Origin of the sequence: Micromonospora sp. NPDC048169 (assembly GCF_040652815.1) — a bacterium.
GTDB lineage: Bacteria > Actinomycetota > Actinomycetes > Mycobacteriales > Micromonosporaceae > Micromonospora.
Map to the genome: position 1 here is coordinate 59,898 of NZ_JBEZMS010000017.1, position 22,889 is coordinate 82,786.

General features: G+C 70.7%; 21 protein-coding genes. 14 read left to right on the forward strand and 7 right to left on the reverse strand.

The features are described from left to right. Positions 1-91 precede the first annotated feature (91 nt). The 3 genes from AB0D28_RS16950 to AB0D28_RS16960 all read left to right on the forward strand — a co-directional run bounded on the left by AB0D28_RS16950 (position 92) and on the right by AB0D28_RS16960 (position 1,772). The gene (locus tag AB0D28_RS16950) at positions 92-313 is read left to right on the forward strand and encodes an MbtH family protein (protein ID WP_269705236.1); all 222 of its coding nucleotides are present in this window, start codon (positions 92-94) and stop codon (positions 311-313) included. Positions 314-407: 94 nt separating this feature from the next. Next, complete coding sequence (locus AB0D28_RS16955) at positions 408-1,349, forward strand: hypothetical protein (protein WP_269705237.1); 942 nt, start codon at positions 408-410, stop codon at positions 1,347-1,349. A 132-nt stretch (positions 1,350-1,481) separates the two neighbouring features. Further along, on the forward strand, positions 1,482-1,772 hold the full coding sequence (locus AB0D28_RS16960; RefSeq protein WP_269705238.1) for a hypothetical protein: 291 nt from the start codon (positions 1,482-1,484) through the stop codon (positions 1,770-1,772). Here AB0D28_RS16960 and AB0D28_RS16965 read toward each other — a convergent pair. Then, a complete protein-coding gene (locus AB0D28_RS16965) occupies positions 1,764-2,546 on the reverse strand; it encodes a transposase family protein (protein WP_269705239.1) in 783 nt (260 codons plus the stop codon). The genes AB0D28_RS16960 and AB0D28_RS16965 overlap by 9 nt on opposite strands. Before the next feature lie 349 nt (positions 2,547-2,895). Between AB0D28_RS16965 and AB0D28_RS16970 the strand changes: the two genes are divergently transcribed. The 3 genes from AB0D28_RS16970 to AB0D28_RS16980 all read left to right on the forward strand — a co-directional run bounded on the left by AB0D28_RS16970 (position 2,896) and on the right by AB0D28_RS16980 (position 8,015). Next, the gene (locus AB0D28_RS16970; RefSeq protein ID WP_269705240.1) at positions 2,896-3,201 is read left to right on the forward strand and encodes a HEAT repeat domain-containing protein; all 306 of its coding nucleotides are present in this window, start codon (positions 2,896-2,898) and stop codon (positions 3,199-3,201) included. Positions 3,202-3,993: 792 nt separating this feature from the next. Further along, positions 3,994-5,187 (forward strand): hypothetical protein, encoded by a 1,194-nt coding sequence (locus tag AB0D28_RS16975; protein ID WP_357386636.1) that lies wholly within the window; start codon positions 3,994-3,996, stop codon positions 5,185-5,187. Further along, positions 5,184-8,015 (forward strand): right-handed parallel beta-helix repeat-containing protein, encoded by a 2,832-nt coding sequence (locus AB0D28_RS16980; RefSeq protein WP_357386638.1) that lies wholly within the window; start codon positions 5,184-5,186, stop codon positions 8,013-8,015. The genes AB0D28_RS16975 and AB0D28_RS16980 overlap by 4 nt, the downstream gene beginning before the upstream one ends. Positions 8,016-8,054: 39 nt before the next feature. Here AB0D28_RS16980 and AB0D28_RS16985 read toward each other — a convergent pair whose 3' ends face one another. The 4 genes from AB0D28_RS16985 to AB0D28_RS17000 form a co-directional block, all read right to left on the reverse strand. Further along, complete coding sequence (locus tag AB0D28_RS16985; protein ID WP_357386640.1) at positions 8,055-9,488, reverse strand: GH1 family beta-glucosidase; 1,434 nt, start codon at positions 9,486-9,488, stop codon at positions 8,055-8,057. Continuing rightward, positions 9,485-10,264, reverse strand: coding sequence for a carbohydrate ABC transporter permease (locus AB0D28_RS16990; protein WP_357386747.1), 780 nt, complete (start codon positions 10,262-10,264; stop codon positions 9,485-9,487). Before AB0D28_RS16990 ends, AB0D28_RS16985 begins: the two co-directional genes overlap by 4 nt. 130 nt (positions 10,265-10,394) lie before the next feature. Further along, positions 10,395-11,327 carry a sugar ABC transporter permease gene (locus AB0D28_RS16995; RefSeq protein WP_357386642.1) on the reverse strand — a complete coding sequence of 311 codons (933 nt, stop codon included), beginning with the start codon at positions 11,325-11,327 and terminating at the stop codon, positions 10,395-10,397. A 64-nt stretch (positions 11,328-11,391) separates the two neighbouring features. Next, entirely contained in the window at positions 11,392-12,663 is a 1,272-nt protein-coding gene (locus tag AB0D28_RS17000) for an ABC transporter substrate-binding protein (protein ID WP_357386644.1), read from the reverse strand. A 267-nt stretch (positions 12,664-12,930) separates the two neighbouring features. On the opposite strand from AB0D28_RS17000, the gene AB0D28_RS17005 reads away from it, so the two are divergent. Then, positions 12,931-13,944: a LacI family DNA-binding transcriptional regulator gene (locus AB0D28_RS17005; protein WP_357386646.1), complete on the forward strand. Its 1,014-nt coding sequence runs from the start codon at positions 12,931-12,933 to the stop codon at positions 13,942-13,944. Between the two features lie 150 nt (positions 13,945-14,094). On the opposite strand, the gene AB0D28_RS17010 is transcribed toward AB0D28_RS17005, so the two are convergent. Beyond that, on the reverse strand, positions 14,095-15,510 hold the full coding sequence (locus AB0D28_RS17010) for a PLP-dependent aminotransferase family protein (protein WP_357386648.1): 1,416 nt from the start codon (positions 15,508-15,510) through the stop codon (positions 14,095-14,097). A gap of 1,006 nt (positions 15,511-16,516) precedes the next feature. On the opposite strand from AB0D28_RS17010, the gene AB0D28_RS17015 reads away from it, so the two are divergent. From AB0D28_RS17015 to AB0D28_RS17040, 6 genes are read left to right on the forward strand one after another with little or no spacing between them, the layout of a single operon-like run. Further along, on the forward strand, positions 16,517-16,819 hold the full coding sequence (locus tag AB0D28_RS17015; RefSeq protein ID WP_073827834.1) for an urease subunit gamma: 303 nt from the start codon (positions 16,517-16,519) through the stop codon (positions 16,817-16,819). Then, positions 16,816-17,181: an urease subunit beta gene (locus tag AB0D28_RS17020; protein ID WP_357386650.1), complete on the forward strand. Its 366-nt coding sequence runs from the start codon at positions 16,816-16,818 to the stop codon at positions 17,179-17,181. Before AB0D28_RS17015 ends, AB0D28_RS17020 begins: the two co-directional genes overlap by 4 nt. After that, the gene (locus AB0D28_RS17025) at positions 17,178-18,881 is read left to right on the forward strand and encodes an urease subunit alpha (protein ID WP_357386652.1); all 1,704 of its coding nucleotides are present in this window, start codon (positions 17,178-17,180) and stop codon (positions 18,879-18,881) included. Before AB0D28_RS17020 ends, AB0D28_RS17025 begins: the two co-directional genes overlap by 4 nt. Next, positions 18,881-19,573, forward strand: a complete 693-nt coding sequence (locus AB0D28_RS17030) for an urease accessory UreF family protein (protein ID WP_357386654.1) — start codon at positions 18,881-18,883, stop codon at positions 19,571-19,573. The genes AB0D28_RS17025 and AB0D28_RS17030 overlap by 1 nt, the downstream gene beginning before the upstream one ends. Continuing rightward, positions 19,563-20,333: an urease accessory protein UreG gene (ureG, locus tag AB0D28_RS17035; protein WP_357386656.1), complete on the forward strand. Its 771-nt coding sequence runs from the start codon at positions 19,563-19,565 to the stop codon at positions 20,331-20,333. The genes AB0D28_RS17030 and ureG overlap by 11 nt, the downstream gene beginning before the upstream one ends. After that, complete coding sequence (locus AB0D28_RS17040) at positions 20,333-21,073, forward strand: urease accessory protein UreD (protein WP_357386658.1); 741 nt, start codon at positions 20,333-20,335, stop codon at positions 21,071-21,073. Before ureG ends, AB0D28_RS17040 begins: the two co-directional genes overlap by 1 nt. Before the next feature lie 8 nt (positions 21,074-21,081). Here AB0D28_RS17040 and AB0D28_RS17045 read toward each other — a convergent pair whose 3' ends face one another. After that, a complete protein-coding gene (locus AB0D28_RS17045) occupies positions 21,082-21,546 on the reverse strand; it encodes a MarR family transcriptional regulator (protein WP_357386660.1) in 465 nt (154 codons plus the stop codon). Between the two features lie 96 nt (positions 21,547-21,642). Here AB0D28_RS17045 and AB0D28_RS17050 point away from each other — a divergent pair, with 96 nt between their 5' ends. Then, positions 21,643-22,725 (forward strand): substrate-binding domain-containing protein, encoded by a 1,083-nt coding sequence (locus tag AB0D28_RS17050; protein WP_357386662.1) that lies wholly within the window; start codon positions 21,643-21,645, stop codon positions 22,723-22,725. Positions 22,726-22,889: the final 164 nt, after the last annotated feature.

Here is a 22,889-nt window from a genome sequence, read left to right on the forward strand (position 1 = left end):
GAGATGAAAAGGCGCGAGGCTGTTGACACTGGGTCTGACGAGGTCATATGGTGCGGACTTGCTGGTGCTCGCTCGGGCTGGGGAGGACGCCGTGACCAATCCGTTCGATGACGACGACGCCGAGTTCACGGTCCTGGTCAACAACGAGGGCCAGCACTCGCTGTGGCCCATCTTCGCCGACGTGCCGGCCGGCTGGCACGTTGTGCACGGTCCCGGCACCCGAGCGGCTTGCCTCGCCTACGTCGAGGAGAACTGGATCGACATGCGCCCGCGAAGCCTCGTCGACCGAATGAGCGGCACCGGTTCGTCCTGAACGCACTGGTCGCTGCCCCGGGGCGGCGGCCGGCCGCCGGTCAGACCTCGCGGTAGCGCGCCTCGCTCTCGATCAGTTGCCCCGCTGCACGGCGTTGACGTGGGCCGGCCCGGACCGTGGCCTCGGCCGCGCGTTGGCAGACCACCCGATTGTCTCGTCGCTGACGTGGCGGGACGCCCCGCCGGTCGTGGATTTGGCCGTCACTGGTCTGCAGCACCTGTCGCTGGCTGGCGCGGATGTTCGCGAGGTGCGGCTGCCCCGTGGCCTGCACGGCCTTGAGCTGGCCGCAGTGGCCCGGGGCCTGACCGTGTCCGCGGCGGACGACGGCCGATGGCTTCGTCTCACCCTGACCGGCGCCGACGCGGGAACTACGGTTCCTGCCGGCCTGCACGGTGTTCGAGAGGTCGCCCTGGACGGCAGCGGCACCATGTCCGCTGCTGCCCTGGAGGAACTGAAGGAATTGGAGAGCCTCCGGATCTACTGGCGCAAGCCCCCGGGTCACCTGGTCGATGCCGCTGCCCTGGCCAGCTTGACCCATCTGGCCGTTCTCGAGTTTGTCGATGGCTACGGCCTGGACGCGGATACCCTGCCAGACCTGGCCTCGCTGACGCAGCTGAGCATCAGCGGTCTACGCCGATCGATCGTGCCCGCCTTGAAGGCCCGGTACCGCGGCACCGGGGTGCGCCTGGTCATCGAAGGCGCGAAGCCCGATACGTGGCTGGCCGCCAACCTGAACAACCCGTTCCGGGACTGGGTCGACGACGAGGCCCGAGGCGGAGCCGCCGCCTGCAAGGCATACGCCAGCGCGGTCCGCACCATTGACAAGCTTCCGCAGGACCACGGTGGGCGGGCCGACGAAGCTGAAGCGGCCTTGCGCAAGCTGGTCGAGGCGCTCAACGGCATCGACCAGAAGTACGAGATCATCGACACGCTACGCCGAGAGGAAGCCTTCGACGCGTTCGTGGAACTCGCCGCCCGGGCTGAAGTGCCAGCGCATCTGGCCGACCAGCGGTTCGACGAGTGGCGTGACTTCTAACTGACTCCATGCGGGCCTGCTGCCCGCGTCTCCGGGCGATGCAAGATCAGACCAGGCTCCACCGGTATCGGGTTCGCCCGGTTGGATACCCCCAGCAACCGCTATCGCCACTGACGGCGCGGGTTCCATCCGATGTACGACGTCATCAATGAGGCGGGTCTCGGGGCGGATGGAAGGGCGGGGTTGGCCGCCGGCGGGAGAGAGGTCGCCTGGGGGCAGGATGGCGGGGTGGCGGTGGGGTTGGACTGGGCCGGCTTCGAGGGTGCGCTGGTGGACGCGTTGGTGCAGGCCGTTCGGTCGGCCGTCACCGAACATCCCGGCGAACGGTTCTACGCCGCAGTGCTGGACGGTGTCTACCGCGAGACCGATGGTCAGATTACGCTACCCAACCTCGGGATGAACAGTGAGCCCTTTTCATCCTGAGTAGCGGCTGGTCTCGACGCGGTGCAGGACGAGGATGGCCTGCACGATCGCGGTCGCGCGGCGGGGGCAGCAACGCCGTTTGGTCAGGACCTTCCAGCACTTGAGCGTGGCGATGGCGCGCTCGCCGCAGGCGCGGATACGGGCATGTGCGCGGTTGACGGCCTTCTGCCGGCGGGACAGCTTCGGCCGGTAGCGGTGGCGCTTGAACGGCGTGCGCACGCTCCCACCGGCTGCCTGATAGCCCTTATCCGCGAACGTCATCACTCCAGCGCTGGTCAGCGCCTCGATGATGCCGTGAACGCGGGCGGCGCTCAGGTCATGGGTGGCACCGGGCAACGCGGCCGACGCCCAGACCAGGCGACCTACCGCGTCCGCGATGACCTGCACGTTGACCCCATGCCGCTTGTGTTTGCCCGAGTAGTAGGGCCTCTGGTCGGCGACCCGGTCGATCGAAATCAGCGTGCCGTCGAGGATCGCGCACGCCAGCTGGCGGACTCGGGCCATGACGGTAGCCAGGTCGTCGGCGGCTGCGGCGAGCAGGTCGACGGCTTCGCGGACGTAGCGCCAGGCGGTGGCGACGCTGATGCCGAATCCGGCGGCGAGGCGGGTGTAGGTGTCGCCGTTGCGCAGGTGAGCGAGGGTGAGTAGGGCTTGCCGGCCGGGGTCCAGGCGCCGCCACCGGGATCGACGCTGTCGGCGGTGGGTGCGGACGAGCTCGGCGAGGTGGTTCAGGGTTCGGCTGGACAGCGGGATCGTGGCGGGGTAAGACAGCACGGCGAGGCTCCCGGCAGGGGCATCGGATCTTGGTCGACTGCTGTCCTACCTGGAGCCTCGTTCTCATCGATCTCGAGGGCACCTGCACCCGCCGTGACCAGCATGATCACGATGAAAAGGGCTCAGTATCGAGGCGTTGGCGCAGCTTCCCGTCGAGGACCAGGCGGATGTTCGGTGAGCGCAGCCGACTGGGACCACTACGACGACGAGTGGCTTGCCGGAGACCTGGCCCGAGATTGGAGCGGCAACTGACCGCGGAGGCCTGCCGAGGGACAACGCGGCAGTGGCAGGCGACGTTCCGCAGGTACCTTTCAATGCTCGGGGGTATTGCGACATCACTGTCGACGAGGTGGACGAAGCGATCCGCGGGCTGGCCTCGCCACACGTCGTCATCCGCCGGCACGCGGTGTGCGTACTCGGCGAACGACGTCTCGGTGCCACCGTCGCCGGACGAGTCATGCCGCTTCTCGGACAGACCGTCAGCCAGGACCCGGACGCCACCGTGCGGAGGCTGGCAATCCTGTCCCTGCTGTGGTGGCGCAAGGACCCCCACCGGTACGCGAACGTGGTGCGCGAGGCGCTCAACGACCCAGCCGCACAGGTCCGCGAGGTCGCCGCCTACTGGCTGCGGGAACAGGATGGCCGACCGGCGTGACCGCCTTCGTGCTTTGGTGGGGATGGCGCGGACGTCTGTAACGACGGCAGCTCGGCGGTGGTGCTGGTGGCGGACCTCCGCGCCGCGTCGTGCCAGATCAGCGGGTTGAGGTCGTCGGGGCCCGGTGGGCTGGGCAGTTCGATGAGGGTTTTCTGGCGGGCGAACCGTATGGTCACTCGCCACCCTCGATGACCCACCCTTGCCGAGATTCAGCGCCGCGTCGGGGGTTGCCATCGACGCGCCCTTCTCTCTGATGCCACACTGCTAAAATCACGGCATGAGCACCCATGCTGAGCATGGGTGCTGCAAATTTGTGTTTAGCTCCCCCCTCGGACACGACCATTGCCCCACGGTGCGCGTTGAGATCCACTTCAGCGCGCACCGTTTGCGTTTCTGGCTGGTAGTTCAGTCGGAGGCCGAGTTGCCGGTAGACATCGACCTTGTCAGCGGTAGTATGCGTCGCCGTGGTTGTACTGGCCCTGCATGCGACGGTGGCAGGCTGCGCAGTAGATGAGGCCGCGGAACACGTAGGGGTAGCGGGTGCGCTGCCGGACGTGTTGTCCGCCGGCTCCTCGGCCCCGACGCTGCAGGATCGCTTGGGCCTGCTCGAAGGTCGCGTATACGAACACCAAGTATCGGTCCGCTGAACAGGGATGACATGGTGCACTCCCGAAGAGCCGACGACTTTCGGAGTCAGTCTTCACCGAGCGGCGGCGTAGGTCGGATCCTTGATCTGGCAGGGATCGGGTTCACGACTGCCTTGGGTGACCGAGGGCTCCTACGCTGAAATGTGTGGAAGATGTCGATGACGCCCGCGAGCTCGTTGAGCAGCGGATGCGCGCCACGGGGTTCGAGGAGGACATCCTCGACAAGGTCTTGGATCTGCTGGAACGCTTCGACACCGATCGGGAGAAGCTGTTCGAGGAGATGCTCTCCAAGCTGGAGCAACCGGGCTATGACGGCCTGACCGACCGGTGGGAGACCAACTGCGAGCAGGCCGACGCGCTGATGGAGCGCCTCGAATCGGACATCCGGTCGGTGCTGGAGGACAGCCAGGCCAACGCCATGTCCGTCGACGAACGGTGGACCGCGGTCGGCCCGCGTGACTTCCTCGCCGGGGAGCGCAAGATCTGGGCGCAGGTCGCCCGGCTCGACGTCCCCGAGGTCGCCACGCTGATGAGCAAGGTCCTGGAGGCCGACCTCGCGCTCATCAAGAAGTGCGAGGAGGACCTCAAGAACGCGCGCAGCAACGACGCGATCGTCGAGCAGCTGCTCCTCAAGAACTTCGGCTCCATCCAGGACACGGTCAAGAGCCTGCTCGTCAAATACCTCCCGACCTCGGGCGCCCGCCTGATCGTCCTCTTCATGAAGGACCCGTCGTCCAAGGAGGCCGCCAACGAGGCGATCAAGAACTTCGAGAAGCTCACCGCGGAGAACCTCATGGCGGCCAAGCAGAAGCGTGCCGCGAAGCAGACGGTGGTCGACAACATCAAGCTGCTGACCGCGGCCCGCGAACAACTCGACGAGGACTGGATCGACAAGCTCTTCGCCCGCGGCGCCGAGGCGGCGGGGAACTGGCGCGGCATCGGCGCGTCCGGCGACTACCGGGCCACCGACTGGGACTGGATGAAGGAGAACGTCCTCGACCGAGGGCTCGACACGCGGGCCGAGGCGGCCAAGGAGCAGTCCAGCAAGCTCTACGACGAGCTCTTCCCCACGCTCGTGGAGGAGAGCACCAACGCCTTCGCCCAGCTGACCGATGATCCGGGCACGCTGGCGAAGTTCAACGAGGAGCTGGCGAAGGCCTCGGCATCCCTGGAGTCGCTGCTGGCGACCGAGGAGGAATACGTCAGGGACCTGGCCGAGGGACCCTACAAGCAGACGGGTCTCGCCGCGTTCGCCCAGGTCAGAGACGCGGTCAAGGTGGGCTTCAAGCTGCTCGCGGACAAGACGGAGGAAGCCGACGACGAGGTGAAGAAGTCATGACCGACCTTTTCGTCGCGGCTGGCGGCCCGGTCGGAGACGGCACCCGGGCCCGGCCGTTCCACGACCCGTGGCTCGCCCTGCGGCAGGCTGCGCCCGGCGACCGCATCCACATCGCGGCGGGCACCTATACCGGGCGCGGTGAGCGCTCCTCGTGGGTCGTCGACACCCCCGAGCTGACAGTGCTCGGCGGATACAGCCCCGACTTCGCCCGCCGTACCCCCTGGCAGACACCGACGGTCTTCGCGGCAAAGGCCGGCCTGCGCGTCCCGAACGAGCCGAACATGCTCCAGGGCATCGGCGGCCACGACGGCCTCGTCCTGGACGGGCTGTTCTTCGACGGGGCCGGGCGCGACGACTACGACGAGCAGGGCGGCCTGCGGCGCGCCTCCTACGGGGACGGCCCGCTGGTGAGCCTGCGCGGCGAGCGCATCACCGTCCGCGACTGCGGCTTCGCCAACGGCAGCTCCGGCGGCGTCGAGCTCGGTGGCGACTCCGCGGTCTTCGAGAACAACATCGTCGTCAACTGCGTCGGCCTCAGCCTGCTCACCGTCCGTGACGGCGCCCCCGAGACCCCGGCCGCGGTAAGCCGCAACACCTTCGCCTTCGCCCACGACGACTCCGACCCGCCGCGCGGCTCCGGCGCCGACCGGGCCGTCGGCGTACGGGTCGGCGGCGCTGCCGCGATCGCCGACAACGTGTTCGTCGGCTGCGGCAACGCGGCCATCGCCTGCCTGCGCGACGTCGGACAGATCGCCATCGACCGTAACCTGTTCTTCGCCACACCGCGCGACATCGTGCGCAGCCGGGTGCCGGGCGCGGAGGCCGAGCTCACCGAGGAGTACGCCGCGGAGCTCGAAGACGTCGGCCTGCGCTCGGCGGCCGGCAACACCGTCGGCGACCCACAGCTGACCGGGCTCCCGGCGGCGTGGCTCGACACGTACACGGTGGACGTCGCCGTCACGTACGAGCGCCCGCCGATCGCCGCCCTCAACGCGCTGCGGGAATCGGCCGGCCTCGGTGAGCTGCCGTCCACATCAGACTTTGATGTTCAGCGGCCCGTCATGCGCCGGCTCGCCCCGGCCGAGGTGCTCACCCTCGCGGTCGGCGCGGCGCCGGGCGCGCATCCCGCCGACCTGGCGGCGCCGGAGCCGTTCACCGAGCTCCCGGCCGGTCCGGCGTACCAGGCCGTCGACTGGGCGCGGCTCTACGAGGCCGACCCGGCGCTCGCCGGAGCCCCGGTGCAGGTGCGGGCCGGGGTCGGCTTCGACCAGAACACGCAGATCCTCCCCGAGCTCGCGGAGACGCACATCGGCGTCGCCGTCTACGAGCCCGGCACCGACAACAGCCCGTGGTGGGCGCTCGCCCCGCGCTACGGCCTCGTCCATCACCAGACTGAGGAGGCCGTACGGTATTCGCGCGGCCTCGACGTCGAGTCCACGTACCTGCTCCGCGGCACGTACCGCCTCACGCCGCCCGGCGGGCGTCAGAGCGCCACCATCGTCCTCGACTCCCTCGCGCCCGTGCTCGACGTCACGGCCCCCGAGCCGCCCCGGCCGGCCGGGCGCGACTGGTTCGTGCGGGCCGGATCCTCCGGCGGGGACGGCAGCCGCGAGGCGCCGTTCCGCGACCCGTTCCAGGCCCTCGAAAAGGCCGCCGAGGGCGACCGCATCCTCGTCGCCGCGGGTGAGTACACGAGCCGCCTGCGGTCGGGCACGTGGCGCATCCCCGTACGCAACCTGACGCTGCTGGGCGGGTGGGACGCCGAGTTCGCCGCGCGCGACCCCTGGCGACACCCGGTGCGCTTCGTGCTCACTCCGGAGACCAAGGCGAAGGGCATCTTCGGCGATCCGGTGCTCACCGGCGAGGACTCGGGGGAGGGCCTCATCCTCGACGGGTTCATGTTCGACGGGGCGACCTACAACGCGTACGCCGACAGCGGCGCCCTCGACGCGGGCCATTCCCAGTCGGCGGCGCTGCTCGACCTGCGCGGCGGCAGCGGCGGCATCACCGTACGCAACTGCGTCTTCGCCAACGCGGCGTACTGCGCCGTGCGGCTCAGCGCGGCGTACGGGACGTTCGAGAACAACGTGGTCGTCAACACGAGCGGCACCGCCGTCCGTATCCAGGCACCGGGCGCGGGCCCCTGGGCCATCCGCGGCAACACGGTCCTGTTCGCCGCCGACCCCACCGGCCGGGCCTCGACCGGGCAGTCCACGACCGGCTGCCTGCTGGACATCTCCGGCCGGGGTGTCATGCGGGTCGAGGCCAACGTGCTCGCCTTCGCCGACAGCATCGCCGTCCGCGCGACCGTGCCCGGCCAGAACCTGCTGCTCGACGGGAACGTGCTCGCCGCCAACCTGTACGCCGACCTCCACGACGGCCGCCACGTGCTCGTCGACGCCGAGAACCGCGACCGGGTGTTCCGCGACGCCCCGTTCGGCGCTCAGACCGGCACCCGGTTCGAGCTGCCGGCGGTGCCGGTCGACGCCGCGTACGCCCACCAGGCCGTCGGCCGCCTCTCGGCGCTGGCCGCCGCGATGCCGAAGGACGGGCTCAACGCCGCCGCGGCGGCGCTCGGCGTCTCAATTGCGGCGCCGAAGACGGAGGCACCCGTCGAGGCGGCGCCCCCGGAGCCGAAGAAGGAGCCGTCAGTCGCCGACCTGCTCGCGGACCTCGGCCGGGCCCGCGAGGCGTTCGAGGCGAAGGACGCGTCCCCGCCGGCCACAGACACTCCGCTGTACTGCCCGGTCTATCCGGTCGAGGCGGCGCTGAGGCTGGCCCTCGACGCCCCGCCAGGCGAACCCGGTGCCCACGCCCCGCCTTCATGATCGAAGAGCTTGTTCCGGCCACAAGCCGCGGGCGGCGCTTCAGGTGGAGGTGCGTTTCCGCCACGCCCGCAAGCGGTCACGCAGCCAGTGGTAGCTGGCCTTGGGCGTACGGGATTCGGTGCCGTAGTCGACGTGGGCCAGACCGAAGCGGGGCCCGTACCCGCGGGCCCACTCGAAGTTGTCGATGAGCGACCAGTAGAAGTACCCCCGCAGATCGAGCCGGTCGTCGACGGCGGCCGCACGGGCCGCCGCCGCCAGGTGCCCGGCTACGAACGAGATCCGTTCCGGGTCCGGCTCGGGTCCGTCCCGCAGGTCGGCGCAGCCGTTTTCCGTCACGTACACGGCAGGCAGGCCCGGGTAACGGTCCGCGAGCCCGGTCAGGGTGTCGAACAGCCCTTGCGGCTCCACCGGCCAGCCCAGGTCGGTGGTGGGCAACCCGTCCGGCCGTAGCTGCCGGACCCCGATGTCGAACGCGCTGCGCAGCGCCGGGTCGGGCTGCTCGTACGGGGCGTCGGCGACGTGCACCCGGTAGTAGTAGTTGACACCGAGGAAGTCCAGCGGCGTGGAGATCACCGCCAGGTCACCGTCCCGGCGAAACGACAGATCGCTCACCCCGGCGTAGAGCCGCTCGAACCCGGGCGGGTACGCGCCGCCCAGCACCGGATCCGTGAACTGCCGGTTGAGCATGAGGTCCTGCCGTTCCGCCGCCGCCCGGTCGGCCTCGGTATCGCTGGCCGGCACGGCGGGGGAGAGGTTGAGCGTGATGCCGACGCGCGACCGCGGGCCGGCGGCGGACCGGACTGCGGCGACCGCCCTGCCGTGCCCGAGCAGCAGGTGGTGGGCGGCGGCCAGAGCACCATGTCCTTCGGCGGTGCCGGGAGCGTGCCGGCCCTCCGCGTAGCCGACCATCGACGAGCAGTACGGCTCGTTCAGCGTGATCCAGTCCTGGACCCGGTCACCGAGGACGCCCGCCACCGCGGCGGCGTACTCGGCGAACCACTCGGCGGTGTCCCGTACCCGCCAGCCACCCTCGTCCTCGAGCGCCTGGGGCAGATCCCAGTGGTACAGCGTGACGAACGGCCGGATGCCGTGCCCGCACAGGGCGTCGACGAGCCGGTCGTAGTAGTCGAGGCCCCGCCGGTTCACCGCGCCCCGCCCGGCCGGCATGACCCGTGGCCAGGCGACCGAGAAACGGTAGGCATCCACGCCGAGGCCGGCCAGCAGGTCCACGTCCTCCCGCCAGCGGTGGTAGCTGTCGCAGGCGACCGAGCCGGAGGTGCCGTCGTCGACGGCACCGGGGCGGCGGCAGAAGGTGTCCCAGATCGACGGCCCGCGGCCGTCCTCGTCGACCGCCCCCTCGATCTGGTACGCCGCTGTGGCCGCGCCCCAGATGAAGCCGGCCGGCAGGTCCGGCAGCTCGGGCAGGTCCGGCCGGGCTGCGGGCGCGGCGGCGCCTTCGGACGTGGTGGTCATCCCTTCACCGCCCCCTGCATGATGCCGTCGACGAGGTGCCGGCCGAGGAGCATGAAGACGACGAGGATCGGCAGCGTGGCGAGCAACGTGCCGGTCAGCGTCAGGGTGTAGTCGGTGGTGTAGCCGCTGGCCAGTGCGGAGAGCGCCACCTGCACGGTCGCGTTGTTCTGCAGCACGACCAGCGGCCAGAAGAAGTCGTTCCACGCCTGCATGAAGGTGAACAGCCCGAGCACCGCCGCGGCGGGGCGGGCCGCCGGCAGGACGATGTGCCAGTACAGGCCGAACGTGCTGGAGCCGTCGACGCGGCCGGCCTCCAGCAGTTCGTCGGGCACGGCGCGGCCGAGGTACTGGGTCATGAAGAAGACGCCGAACGCGGTTACCAGCCCAGGCACGATCACGGCGGTGAGGCGCCCGGTCCAGCCGAGGTCGGCCATCAGGATGTACAGCGGGATGATGCCGAGCTGGTGCGGCACCATCGAGGTCGCGATGGCCACGACGAGAAGCGCCTTTCGGCCTCGGAACCGCAGTTTGGCGAAGGCGAACCCGGCCAGGGTCGAGAAGAACACCACGGAGACGGTGATCGAGCCGCTGACGATGAAGGAGTTCACCAGGGCCCGGCCGAAGTCGGTCGTGTCGAACACGCGCGCGATGTTGTCGAAGAGGTGCCCGCCGGGCACCAGGGCCGGCGGCACCTTCGTGACGGCTTCGCTGGTCTGCGAGGACACGACGATGGACCAGTAGAGCGGGAAGACCGACCCGGCCACGACCGCCAGCAGGGCGCCGTAGCTCCAGACCGAGCCCTTGCGTGGATACCCGAAGCTCCGGCGCCGGTGGGACCGGCGTTGCGGCGGCGAGGGTGTGGTGCCGGTCTGTGTGGGGTCCGCGAGGGTGGTCACGGCATCCTCCTCAGTCCTCGTCCTTGGCGATGCGCCGGGTGAGCAGGAAGTTGATGATCGCGAAGATGGCGATGACCAGACAGAGCGTCCACGCGACCGCCGAGGCGTAGCCGAAGCGGAACTCCCGGAACCCCTGCTCGTACATGAACAGGGCGACGGTCTGGAACTGCCGGTCGGAGCCGCCGGTGGGCGTCTGGGAGCTGGCGAACAGCAGGGGTTCGGCCATGATCTGCAGGCCGCCGATCGTCGAGATCACCGTGGTGAAGATGATCGTCGGCCGCAGCATCGGGACGGTGATCCGCCTGAACTGCTGACCCTGCGACGCACCGTCGAGGTCGGCGGCCTCGTACAGGTGGTGCGGGATCGCCTGCATCGAGGCGAGGTAGATGAGGGCGTTGTAGCCGGTCCACCGCCAGGCGACGATGAACGAGATGGCCAGGTGGGAGCTCCAGGTGTTGGCCTGCCAGTCGATCGGGCCGATGCCGACGAGGCCGAGCGCCCAGTTGACCATGCCGAAGTCGCGGCCGAACAGCTGGGTGAAGACGATCGTCACCGCCACGATCGAGGTGACGTTGGGCAGCAGCACGCCCATCCGTAGCGCGGTGCGGGCCCGCAGCCGGTGGTTGAGCAGGTGGGCGATCCAGAGCGCGGCGAGCAGTTGCGGCACGGTGGACAGCACCCAGATGCTGAGTGTGTTGCCCAGGGCGTTCCAGAAGTACGCGTCCTGCAGCATCTCGCGGTAGTTCGCGAGGCCGACCCAGCGGTGCGACCCGGAGTCGAGCAGGTCCCAGTCATTGAACGAGACGTACGCCGTGTACAGCAGCGGGAACAGCCCGAACGCGGCGAACAGCAGGAAGAACGGCAGGATGTAGAGGTAGGGCGAGCCCTTGGTGTCGAGCCGGCTCAGGCCGGCCCGCCGGGCCTGGTGGAGGTAGGTGGCCATCGTCGATCCTTCGTCGCCGGGGGCCGCCGGCGGTCAGGGGCGACCGCCGGCGGCGCGGGTCGAGTTACTTGGCGAGGCGCTCGACGTCGCTGACCATCTGCTTCCAGGACTCGTCGGAGCTCTGCTTGCCCTGTTCGATGCGGACGAGGGCGTCGCGGATGGTGGTCTGCACGTCTCCGGCTCGCGGGCCCTGGTACTGGGGCTTGAGTTGCTTTGCCGCGGTGGTGAAGAGCTGGCCCACCGGGGCGTTGTTGAAGAAGGCGTCCTTGTACTGGGCAATGTCGGGCTTGTCGTACAGAGCCGGGATGGACGGCAGGTTGCCCCGCGCGGTGAACACCTTGGCCTGCTGTTCCGGGGCGGTCAGCCACGCCGCGAGCTTCTTGGCCTCCTCGATGTGCTTGCCCTGCTTGGGAACGGTGAGGTACGAGCCGCCCCAGTTGCCGCCGCCGCCCGGGACGCTCGCCACGTCCCACTTGCCGGCGGCGTGCTTCGCCTGGTCCTTGATCTTGGTCATCATCCAGGCCGGGCACGCGATGGTGGCGAACTGGTCCTTCGCGAAGCCGTTGTTCCACTCCTGCGAGCTGCCGATCAGCTTGGCCGACAGGTTGCTCTGGATCGCCTTCACCGTCAGGTCCCAGGCCTTTCGGACATCGGGGCTGGTGCCCACGACGATGGCGTTGTCCTCGTTGTAGTACCCGACCGGGGCCTGGCCGATGATGGCGTTGAACAGTTGGCCTCCGCCATCGAAGAAGGCGCTGCCGGCCGGGGCCTTCGCCGCGTACCGCTTGCCGAACTCGATGTACTGGTCCCAGCCGCTGCCCCAGGCGGCCGACACCTGGTCGCGGTCGAACGGCATGCCGGCCTTCTCGAACAGGTCACGCCGATAGCAGATGGCCAGGCCGCCGACGTCGGTGCCGTACCCGATCTGCGTGCCGTCCTTGGCCAGCGACGCCGCCCACTTCCAGTCGAGGTACTCGGACTGGCGGTCCTTGCCCAGGTCGACGAAGAGGTTGCCCCGCTCGCGCATCTGCGCGATGAAGCCCGTGTCGACGCCCTCGATGTCGCCCGCGCCGGAGCCGGTGGCCAGGTGGGTGATCAGGTCGCGATGATGGTCGTTGTAGGCGGCCGTGCGCTCCTGGATCGTGATGTTCGGATGCGACTTCTGGTACTCGGCGTACAGGTCCTGGTACCCGAAGTTGCCGAACAGGTTGACGTTCAGGGTGATCTTTTCGTTGCCGCCGCCGGAGCCTCCGTCAGTGCCGGTGCCACACGCGGTCAGCAGTACTCCGGCGGCCAGGGTGGCCGCCGCCAGTCGCAACAGTCGGTTTGGGTGCATGCCAGGGAACCCTTTCGTGCGATGTAACCGGTTACCTGAAACCGGTTACATTGTCGGCGAAGCGATGGTGGTAGGGGTGGGTGGAATTGGATGAAGATCGGATGCCGGCCGGGTTGCGGGTGACCGCCGGTGAGCGCCTTTCCTGGGAAGTGTGAACGGGTTCGGCTAGGGGGTGTCAAGTTACAAAACGGTAACGGTCGATGCGTCTTGACCGGCGGACATCGCTGGCGCTACGGTCGTGAAACCGGTTACAGAGAAGGCACCACATTGACCACTATCAGGGAGTTGGCGCGCCGCTCCGGCGTGTCCGTCGCCACCGTGTCCCGCGTCTTCAACACCCCCGAGGTCGTCAGCCAGCACACCCGCCAGCGCATCCTCGACCTGGCCGCCGAGATCGGCTACCTGCCGAACGGGTCGGCCCGGACGCTCGCCACGAAGAAATCCAACATGGTGGGCCTGGTGTGGGACACCGACCATCGCCGCCCTGGATGGCGCCACCCATTCCTGCAGGAGATCCTCGTCGCGCTCAAGACGGCGCTCAGCGCGCACGGGCTGAACCTGCTCATGCTCGCCGGCCACGACGCGGCGGGGCCCGACGACGGGCAGCGATACGTGCGCGCCGTCCGCCAGCACAACCTCGACGGCGCCGTCATCATCGACAACGGCACCCGGGACCCAGCCGTGCTCGCCCTCGTCGAAGCCCAGGTGCCGTGCGTCGCTCTCGACCTGCGGGTCGACGGCCCGGCGTCGACCTACATCACCTCGGACAATGCCGGCGGCGCGGCGCTCGCCGTGCGCCACCTCGTCGAACGCGGCCACCGGCGCATCGCCACCATCACCGGCCCGCTGCGAACCTGGCCGGGAGCCGAACGGCTCGTCGGCTTCCGGGCCGCGCTGGCCGGGGCCGGCCTGCCGCTCGCCGACAGCCACGTCATCGAGGGAGACTTCTATCTCGACGGCGGTCACGCCGCGATGAACCGGCTGCTCGCCCTCGACGACCGCCCCACCGCAGTGTTCGTCGCCGGTGACGAGATGGCTGTCGGCGCGATGCGGGCGGCCCAGGCGGCCGGCCTACGGATCCCCGACGACATCGCGATTGTCGGTTTCGACGACATCGAGGTGGCCGCGCTGATCCCGCCCGGGCTCAGCACCGTCGCCCAGAACAAGCCCGGCTTCGGCACGGCCGCCGCCGAGGCGCTGGTCGCCATGCTGCACGGCGGCGACGACCCGCCCAAGCCGACCGTGTTGCCGACGACGCTTGTCGTCCGCGGCTCCACCTGACCCGAACCGCGCGACGTCGGCGCCGTCCCGCTCTGGATCGTGCTGCTGCTCGCGGTCGCTGTTGCCGGAGCCGCTGTCACCGACCCCGCAATCGGGCCTGCCTCGGCGTCACACCTGTGCCTGTGCCTGGGCGAGGTCGCGGCCGGCGGTCTAGCCGGCGGCCAAACAGTGATGTAGTCGGGCCATCCCTTCGTCGATGCGGTGCGCGTCGATCATGCCGTACCCGAAGATCACTCCCGGCGGATCGGGTGCCGCGGCGGCGATTTCCGGAAAGCTCGCCACGACGACGCCGGCAGTCCGGGCCCGGACGAGCGCATCGGCGGCGGTGGCTCCCCGCACCATCGCGCTCAGGTGCAGGCCGGCCGCCGACGGCACGACCCTGAGGTACGCCGACAGCGGGCCGGCGAGCGCAGCCGCGATGCGTTCGTGGCGCTGCCGGTACACCCGGCGGACCCGCCGCAGGTGCCGCGTGAACATGCCCTGCTCGAGGAAATCCGCCATGGCAGCCTGCAGGGGCAGGTTGGTGTGCCAGTCGGTGACGAATTTGGCGGCGTGCAGGGCGTGGCGTAGCGACGGCGGATGGATCAGGAAACCCAGTCGCAGCGTGGGCAGCAGAACCTTGGAGAACGATCCGACGTAGAGGACCCGGCCGCTGCGGTCGAGGCTGTGCAATGGTTCCAGCTGCTGTCTGGTGTAGCGGAACTCGCTGTCGTAGTCGTCCTCGACGATGGCCGCGTCATGCCGCCGGGCCCACGCGAGCAGCTCGACGCGCCGCCGCAGCGACAGCGCCACGCCGGTCGGGTACTGGTGGGACGGCGTCACATAGACGAGCCGAGCGTTCGCGGGCAGCGCGTCGACGATCAGGCCCTCCTCGTCGACCGGGACGCCGGTGACCCGGACGCCCTGGGCTTCCCATACGAGTTTCGCAGGTTCATAGCCGGGATTCTCGATCGCCGCCGTGGCGCCAGGTTCGAGCAGCACCCGCCCGACCAGGTCGAGCGCCTGCTGCACGCCGCAGGTCATCAGCACATCCCGCGGATTCGCCCTGATGCTCCGGGCCGTGCCCAGATGACGGGCGATGAGGGTACGCAGTCGGAAGTGGCCGGCCGGCTCGACAGGCATCCCGGTGCCGACGGCCGTCGGCCGGAACTGGTTGCCCAGGAGCCGGCGCCAGGCCGCGTACGGGAACAACCGCGTATCGGGCGCACCGACCCGGAAGTCGAACTCCGGTGCGTCGCCGAAATCGGGCGGCACCGGGATCGACGGCCACACGGCGCGCGGCGTGAGAGGTCCGGACGGCAGCATGGGCGCGGTCGGCTCTGCGAGGGGCAGGGCGTTGACGAACGTTCCGGAGCCCGGCCGCCCGGTCAGATAGCCCTCGGCCACCAGCCGCTCATAGGCGGTCGTCACGGTGTTGCGCGAAACCTGGAGCTGCTCGGCCAGATCCCGGCTGGAGGGCAGCGCCTCGTCCGGGCGAAGCCGCCCGTCCAGGACAGCATCGCGTAGCTGCCGGTAGATCTGCCCCGCCAGGATCCCGTTCCGGTCCAGCCGCACGGCCACATCCACGTTCCGAGATCCTAAGTGGCACCGTCAAGGTGCCGGCGAATTGGCTCTGGGCGACGACCACCGCGGCTTCTACGGTGATGACGAGGGCAGGGAAGCAGAATGCGATCGGCATTCCGCCGGACTGTGACCGTCTGGATCGCAGGACGATTGAGCGCACAGTCCACCGCGAACATCTGTGCCCGGTCGGTAAGAAAAACCACCGGAAGGAAGAACCATGGTGCGATCCGTAAGACGTATGACCGTGATCTGCGTGGCGCTGGCGGCAATGGCGACCGCCCTGGCAGCTCCAGCTCAGGCGGACCAACGTGGCGTTGGTGCGGAGGCCGCAACTACCGAGCCGGCGACCCGGACCAGCAGCATTACCACGATCAGCAGCGATATGGCGCTGCTCTCGACGAGCTGCCGTACCTTGAGGGATTTGAACCCCTGGACGTACCTCAGCGCGAGTTGCACGCGTAGCTCGTTGTACCCCTCCGCGGCCTACAGCGTCTGGCTGACATGCTGGGACGTGAGCGCTGGGGTGTCGTACACCGCGTTCGGGCGGGCTTACACCGCACCGTGGACGTCGTACGGACCCACGTCGACGGCACAATGCGACGCTGGCGACTATGCGACCAGCGGCTTTGTTCACACGTCCTGACGCCGAAAGCGCGGGCTGAGCAGCCGGCGGCCGGGACGGTTCGGGAGCCGCTCGGGGGGCTTCCGAACCGTCCCACGTTCAAGCCGTAGGTGCGGCAGCTGACGGCGCGAACGTGCCAGAACCTGTTGCCCCCGCCGGTGACGATCCTCTACGGTCTGCTCAAGCGGTGGGCGGTGCGGTCCGCATCCGACCGACACCGCCGGGTGCTCGTCGCGCGGGCCGGGACGGTGGAGTCCCGGGCCACCCCGTCGGCGGCGTCGCGGCGGTCGTGTGACTCCCAGCTCGTACTCCGGGTGGTGCTGCCCGGTGTGGCTCCGCGCGGAGCCGACGGCGAGCGGGCCACGCCGATCCCCACCGGAGAATCCCGTGTTCCTCAGCCCGCACGAGCAGGACCGCCTGCTCGTCCACGTCGCGGCCGACGTCGCTCGCCGCCGCCGCGAGCGCGGCCTGCGACTCAACTATCCCGAGGCCGTCGCGATCATCGTCGCCTTCCTGCTGGAAGGGGCCCGCGACGGACGGTCGGTGGTCGACCTCATGTCCGCCGGCCGGACGGTGCTCGGCCGCGAGGACGTCCAGGACGGCATCCCCGAGATGCTGAGGGAGGTGCAGGTGGAGGCGACTTTCCCGGACGGTACCAAGCTCGTGACGGTGCACCACCCGATCCCGTGATCCCGGGGGAGATCCTGCCGGCGGCCGGCCCGGTCGAGATCAACGTGGGTCGGCCGGTGACCACAGTGGTCGTGGTAAACACCGCCGACCGTCCGGTGCAGGTCGGCTCGCACTACCACTTCGCCGAGGCCAACCCGGCCCTGATGTTCGACCGGAACGTCGCCTGGGGTCAGCGTCTCGCCGTTGCGGCGGGTACCTCGGTCCGGTTCGAGCCGGGGGTGAGCCGCACCGTCGAGCTGGTCCCGCTCGGCGGCGCACGCGTCGTGCCCGGTCTCCGCGGCGAGTGCGCCGGATCGCTGGACGAGGCGCCACCGACCGCCCCGGGAACGGAAGCGCCGACGACCGACGGGCCGGCGCGGTGAGCGCCGTACGGCGGGACCGCTACATCGACCTGTACGGGCCGACCACCGGCGACCGCATCCGGCTGGCCGACACGAGCCTCCTGATCGAGGTGGAGACCGACCACTGCGTGGGCGGCGACGAGGCGGTCTTCGGCGGCGGGAAGGTGATCCGCGAGTCGATGGGCCAGTCGCGGGCCACCCGCGCGGCGGGCGCCCTCGACACCGTCGTCACCGGCGCGGTGGTGCTCGACCACTGGGGCGTGGTCAAGGCCGACGTGGGTCTGCGCGACGGGCGGATCGTGGCGCTGGGCCGGGCCGGCAACCCGGACACCATGCCCGGCGTCCACCCCGAGCTGGTCATCGGCCCGGCCACCGAGGTCATCGCCGGCAACGGCCGGATCCTCACGGCGGGCGCCGTCGACACCCACGTGCACTTCATCTGCCCGGAGATCGTCACCGAGGCGCTGGCCAGCGGCGTCACCACACTCGTCGGCGGCGGCACCGGCCCCGCCGAGGGCACCCGGGCGACGACTGTCACCCCGAACGCCTGGCACCTGGCCCGCATGCACGAGGCGCTGGACACGCTGCCGGTAAACGTGCTGCTGCTCGGCAAGGGCAACACCGTCTCTCCGGAGGCGCTGTGGGAGCAGTTGCGCGCCGGCGCGGGCGGTTTCAAGCTGCACGAGGACTGGGGCACCACACCGGCGGCGATCGACGCCTGCCTGCGGGTGGCGGACGCCTCCGGGGTGCAGGTGTCCATCCACACCGACACCCTCAACGAGGCCGGCTTCGTGGCCGACACGCTGCGGGCGATCGCCGGCCGGGCCATCCACTCGTACCACACCGAGGGCGCGGGAGGCGGGCACGCGCCGGACATCATCACGGTGGCCGGCGAGCCCAACGTGCTGCCGTCGTCGACCAACCCGACCCGGCCGTACACCGCCAACACCCTCGCCGAGCACCTGGACATGCTGATGGTCTGCCACCATCTCAACCCGTCCGTGCCGGAGGACCTGGCCTTCGCGGAGAGCCGCATCCGGCCGTCCACGATGGCCGCCGAGGACCTGCTGCACGACCTCGGCGCGATCTCCATCATCGGCTCCGACGCCCAGGCGATGGGCCGCGTGGGCGAGGTGATCCTGCGAACCTGGCAGAGCGCGCACGTCATGAAGGAGCGGGTCGGCGCGCTGCCGGGCGACGGCGCGGCCGACAACCACCGGGCCCGCCGGTACGTGGCGAAGTACACCATCTGCGCGGCGATGGCGAACGGACTGGACCGGGAGATCGGCTCGGTCGAGCCGGGCAAGCTGGCCGACCTGGTGCTGTGGGATCCGGCGTTCTTCGGCGTACGCCCGCACCTGGTGCTCAAGGGCGGCATGATCGCGTACGCCCAGATGGGTGACGCCAACGCGTCCATCCCGACGCCGCAGCCGGTGCTGCCGCGCCCGATGTTCGGGGCGTACGGCGCCGCGGCGTCTGCCACCAGCCTGGCGTTCGTCGCGCCGGCCGCCCTCGACGCCGGGTTGCGCCTCGACGTGCGGCGGCGGGTGGTGCCCGTGGCGGACGTGCGCTCGCGGGGCAAGGCCGACCTGCCGGAGAACGACGCGATGCCCCGGATCGAGGTGGACCCGGACACCTTCACCGTGCGGATCGACGGTCAGGTGGTGGAGCCGGAACCGGTGCCACGCCTGCCGATGGCCCAGCGGTACTTCCTGTTCTGATGGCGACGTCGAGTCTGCTCCTGCTGCTGGCCGACGGTCGATTCCCGGCCGGCGCGCACGCCCACTCCGGTGGCCTGGAGGCCGCCGTCGCCGCCGGCCGGGTCACCGACCTGGCCACGTTGGAGGCGTTCCTGGCCGGCCGGCTGGCCACCGCCGGGCTGGTCGGCGCGGCGTTCGCGGCGGCGGCGCACCGGGCGGTGACGTCGGCCGGTTCCGCCGTACGCGGTTCCGCGCTGGTGTTGCTCGACGCGGAGCTGGACGCCCGGACGGCGGCACCGGCGCTGCGCACCGTGTCCCGTCGCCAGGGACGGGCTCTGCTGCGCGCGGGCCGGGCCGTCTGGCCGGAGGCGTCCTTCGACGACCTGCCCTCCACACCTGGCGGAGCGCACCAGCCGTTGGTGCTCGGGCTGCTCTGCGCCGCCGCCGGCCTGAGCCGCGCCGAGACCGCCACTGTCGCCGTGCACGGGACGGTGACCGGTGCGGCCAGTGCGGCCGTACGCCTGCTCGGCCTCGACCCGTACCGGGTCCAGGCCCTGCTGGTCGGTCTCGCCGGCCTGTGCGACGGCACCGCCGCCGCGGCGGCCCGGGCCGCCGACGACCCGCCCGAGCGGCTGCCCGCGGCAGCCGCGCCCCTCGCCGACATCCATGCCGAAGCTCATGCCACCTGGGAGGTGCGTCTCTTTGCGTCCTGACACCGCTGTGCCGACCGCTGCGCCCACTGCCGGCCAGCATCCTGCCCCGCACGACGAGACCGTTCCGCACACCCACCCCGAACCGGGGGTGGACCCGCATCCGCCGCTGGCGCGAGCCGGCCGGGCGCTGCGCGTCGGCATCGGCGGGCCGGTCGGATCCGGCAAGACCGCCCTGGTGGCGGCCCTGTGCCGGGCGTTCGCCGGCGAGCTGCGACTCGGCGTGGTCACAAACGACATCTACACGACCGAGGACGCCGACTTCCTCAAGCGGGCCGGCGTGCTGGACCCGGCCCGGATCCGCGCCGTGGAGACCGGTTGCTGCCCGCACACCGCCATCCGGGACGACATCGGGGCCAACCTCGACGCCGTGGACGAGCTGGCCGAGGCGGTCGGCCCGCTGGACCTGGTGCTGGTCGAGAGCGGCGGGGACAACCTGACCGCCACGTTCAGCCGGGGCCTGGTGGACCGGCAGATATTCGTGGTCGACGTGGCCGGCGGGGACAAGGTGCCGCGCAAGGGCGGACCGGGGGTGACGTCCGCCGACCTGCTCGTGATCAACAAGACCGACCTGGCCCCGATGGTGGGCGCGGACCTGGCCGTCATGGACCGGGACGCGCGGGCCCGGCGCGGCGACCTGCCGACCGTGTTCCTGTCGATCGTCGGCGACCCGACGGCGGGGCGGGTCGCCGACTGGGTCCGCCACGAACTCGCCCACCACGCGGCAGTGCACCCGACCGCCGCGCGGGTCGGCCCGGCCTGATGCGCGCGTACGCCCGGCTGGTGGCCCGGGCCGACGGCCGGGGCGGCACGGTCCTCGCCGAGCTGCGCGGTGAGACGCCGCTGCTGCTGCGGCAGACGCCCGGCGGCGGTCGTGGCGTGACCGTGTACGTCGTCGGCGGTGCGGCCGGCCCGCTCGCCGGCGACGACCTGCGGCTGGAGATCGACGTGGGACCGGGGGCGGCAGTACGGCTGCACACCGTCGCCGCCTCGGTCGCCCTGCCCGGCCGGCCCGGCGTCGTGTCGCGGATGGCGGTCCGCGCCGTGGTGCGCGACGGCGGCGTACTGCACTGGCTGCCCGAGCAACTGGTCGCGGCCGCCGGCTGCGCCCACCTCGCCGAGTCCCAGGTGGAGCTGGCCGCGGGGGCGAGGCTGACCTGGCGCGACGAGGTGATCTGCGGCCGGTACGGCGAGGCGCCGGGCGGCGCGGTCGTCCACACCCGGGTCGACTACGACGGCCGGCCGCTGCTGCGTCAGTCGCTCGCAGTGGGACCGGGCGCGCCCGGCTGGGCCGGCCCCGCGGTGCTCGGCGGCGCGTCGGCCACCGGGTCGCTGCTGGTGGTGGACCCGTCGCTGCCCCACGATCCCGCGACGGTCGAGGGCACCGTCGCCCGGCTGCCCCTGGCGGGTGGCCCGGCAACACTGTGGACCGCCACCGCTGCCGACGCGCACACGCTGCGCGCCCACCTCGAAGGTAAGCCGCTGCTCACCGAGGTGGAGTGAGGCGGGGGTCAACGGCGAAGGCCGGCCGCCTCGGCGTCGTCGCGGCGACCGGCCGGGTCGAGCCGGGCGATCAGGTCGGTGAGGTGGTCGAGCAGGGCGGTGTCGGCCGGTACGCCCGCCTCGGCGAGGCTGGCCCGGACCCGCTCGTCGAGGCGGGCGTGCTCGCGGCGGCCCCGGGCGGTCAGGTAGGCCCGGATACGCCGGCGGTCCAGCGGGTCGATCCGCCGGAACACCAGGTTACGGTCGACGAGCTGGTCGACCAGCTTGGTGAGGGTCCCCGGCGGCAACGACGCCTCGGCGGACACCTCGCTCATCGGATGGCCCTGACCGTCGGCCAGCAGGCAGAGCACCCGCCACGCCTCGGCGGTCAGGTCGTCGTCGGCCAGAACGGCGGCCAGCCGGCGGGAGAGCAGCCGTTCGGCACGGGTGAGCGAGCGCAGCAGATCGGCTGGCGCCCCGGGCACGTCTGACATGGGACTCCCTGGGCCGGTGGCCCTGCCATGGTAGCGACTCGTCCCGGTCCGTGGAGAGCTATGGTTTTCCCACGTCGGCCGGGCAATCATGGGCTCATGTCCGCGCCGGCACCGCCGTGGCTCACCGTCGATCGGGCCGTGGTCAGCATCGCGCTGGTCTACCCGATGCGCGGGCCGGCGGGGATGTTCGGCCCGACCTGCGAACTCTGCGCCCAGCTCGCGGTCGAGGAGATAAACGCCGCCGGCGGGGTGCTGGGCCGCGAGGTGCGGCTGGTGCCGGTCGACGGTGGGGCCCCGCCGGCCGAGGTGGCCGCCCAGGTGGAGGCGCTGGTGTCGGTGGGCGCCGTGCAGGGCGTGACCGGTTGGCACATCTCCTCGGTGCGGCAGGCGCTCGCGCCCCGGGTCGCGCACCGCGTGCCGTACGTCTACACCGCACTGTACGAGGGCGGTGAGCGTACCGAGGGGGTCTATCTGACCAGCGAGACGCCGGACGCCCAGCTGTGGCCCGCGATGCGGCTGCTCGCGGGGGAGCAGGGCGTGCGCCGCTGGTTCGTGGTCGGCAACGACTACGTGTGGCCCCGGCGTACCGCGCGGGCGGCCCAGCGGTACGCGCTGCGCGGCGGTGGCCGCGTGGTGGGGCAGGCGTTCCTGCCGTTGGAGACGCACGACTTCGACGACGTGTTGCGCCGGATCGAGCGCAGCGCGGCCGACGCCGTGGTGATGCTGCTCGTCGGCGCGGACGCGGTGCGGTTCAACAGGGCGTTCGCGCGTGCCGCGATGGACCAGCGCTGCCTGCGGCTCAGTACCCTGATGGACGAGAACATGCTGCTGGCCAGCGGGGCGGGCGCGACGCGGCGGCTCTACAGCACGGCGGGTTTCTTCGCCGGCCTCGTGACGCAGGAGAACCTCGACTTCCACGGCGAGTTCGCCCGCCGGTTCGGGGTGGAGGCGCCGCCGCTGGGCAGCCTGGGGGAGTCCTGCTACGAGGGCGTGATGCTGCTCGCCGCCCTGATCGGGCAGGCCCGCACCCTCGACGTACGGGCGATCGAGACGGCTGCCGACACGGTGGCGTACCACGGGCCGCGAGGTCGGCTGGAGCTGCGTCGACGGCACGTGCGCCAGCGGATCTACCTCGCCGAGGCCGACGGTCTCGACTTCACAGTGCTCGCCCAGATCTGACCGTCAGGTATCGACCCTTGACACGTCCACCCGGCCCGGCCCTAAGATGCTTCCTGCGTGAAGTATCTACCTCCGGGGCGGATACCGCGAATGCCTGTCCACCGTCGGCGGAATCTGTCCGCCGGCCATTGTGGTGGCGCAATTCTTCGGCGAAATAATCACGG

What these genes read in the sequence shown, in the direction of transcription:
- AB0D28_RS16960 (WP_269705238.1), top strand. Translation starts at nt 1,482, where the DNA reads ATGTACGACGTCATCAATGAGGCGGGTCTCGGGGCGGATGGAAGGGCG.
- AB0D28_RS16980 (WP_357386638.1), top strand. Translation starts at nt 5,184, where the DNA reads ATGACCGACCTTTTCGTCGCGGCTGGCGGCCCGGTCGGAGACGGCACC.
- AB0D28_RS16985 (WP_357386640.1), bottom strand. Translation starts at nt 9,488, where the DNA reads ATGACCACCACGTCCGAAGGCGCCGCCGCGCCCGCAGCCCGGCCGGAC.
- AB0D28_RS16995 (WP_357386642.1), bottom strand. Translation starts at nt 11,327, where the DNA reads ATGGCCACCTACCTCCACCAGGCCCGGCGGGCCGGCCTGAGCCGGCTC.
- AB0D28_RS17000 (WP_357386644.1), bottom strand. Translation starts at nt 12,663, where the DNA reads ATGCACCCAAACCGACTGTTGCGACTGGCGGCGGCCACCCTGGCCGCC.
- AB0D28_RS17030 (WP_357386654.1), top strand. Translation starts at nt 18,881, where the DNA reads ATGGCGACGTCGAGTCTGCTCCTGCTGCTGGCCGACGGTCGATTCCCG.
- AB0D28_RS17040 (WP_357386658.1), top strand. Translation starts at nt 20,333, where the DNA reads ATGCGCGCGTACGCCCGGCTGGTGGCCCGGGCCGACGGCCGGGGCGGC.
- AB0D28_RS17045 (WP_357386660.1), bottom strand. Translation starts at nt 21,546, where the DNA reads ATGTCAGACGTGCCCGGGGCGCCAGCCGATCTGCTGCGCTCGCTCACC.
- AB0D28_RS17050 (WP_357386662.1), top strand. Translation starts at nt 21,643, where the DNA reads ATGTCCGCGCCGGCACCGCCGTGGCTCACCGTCGATCGGGCCGTGGTC.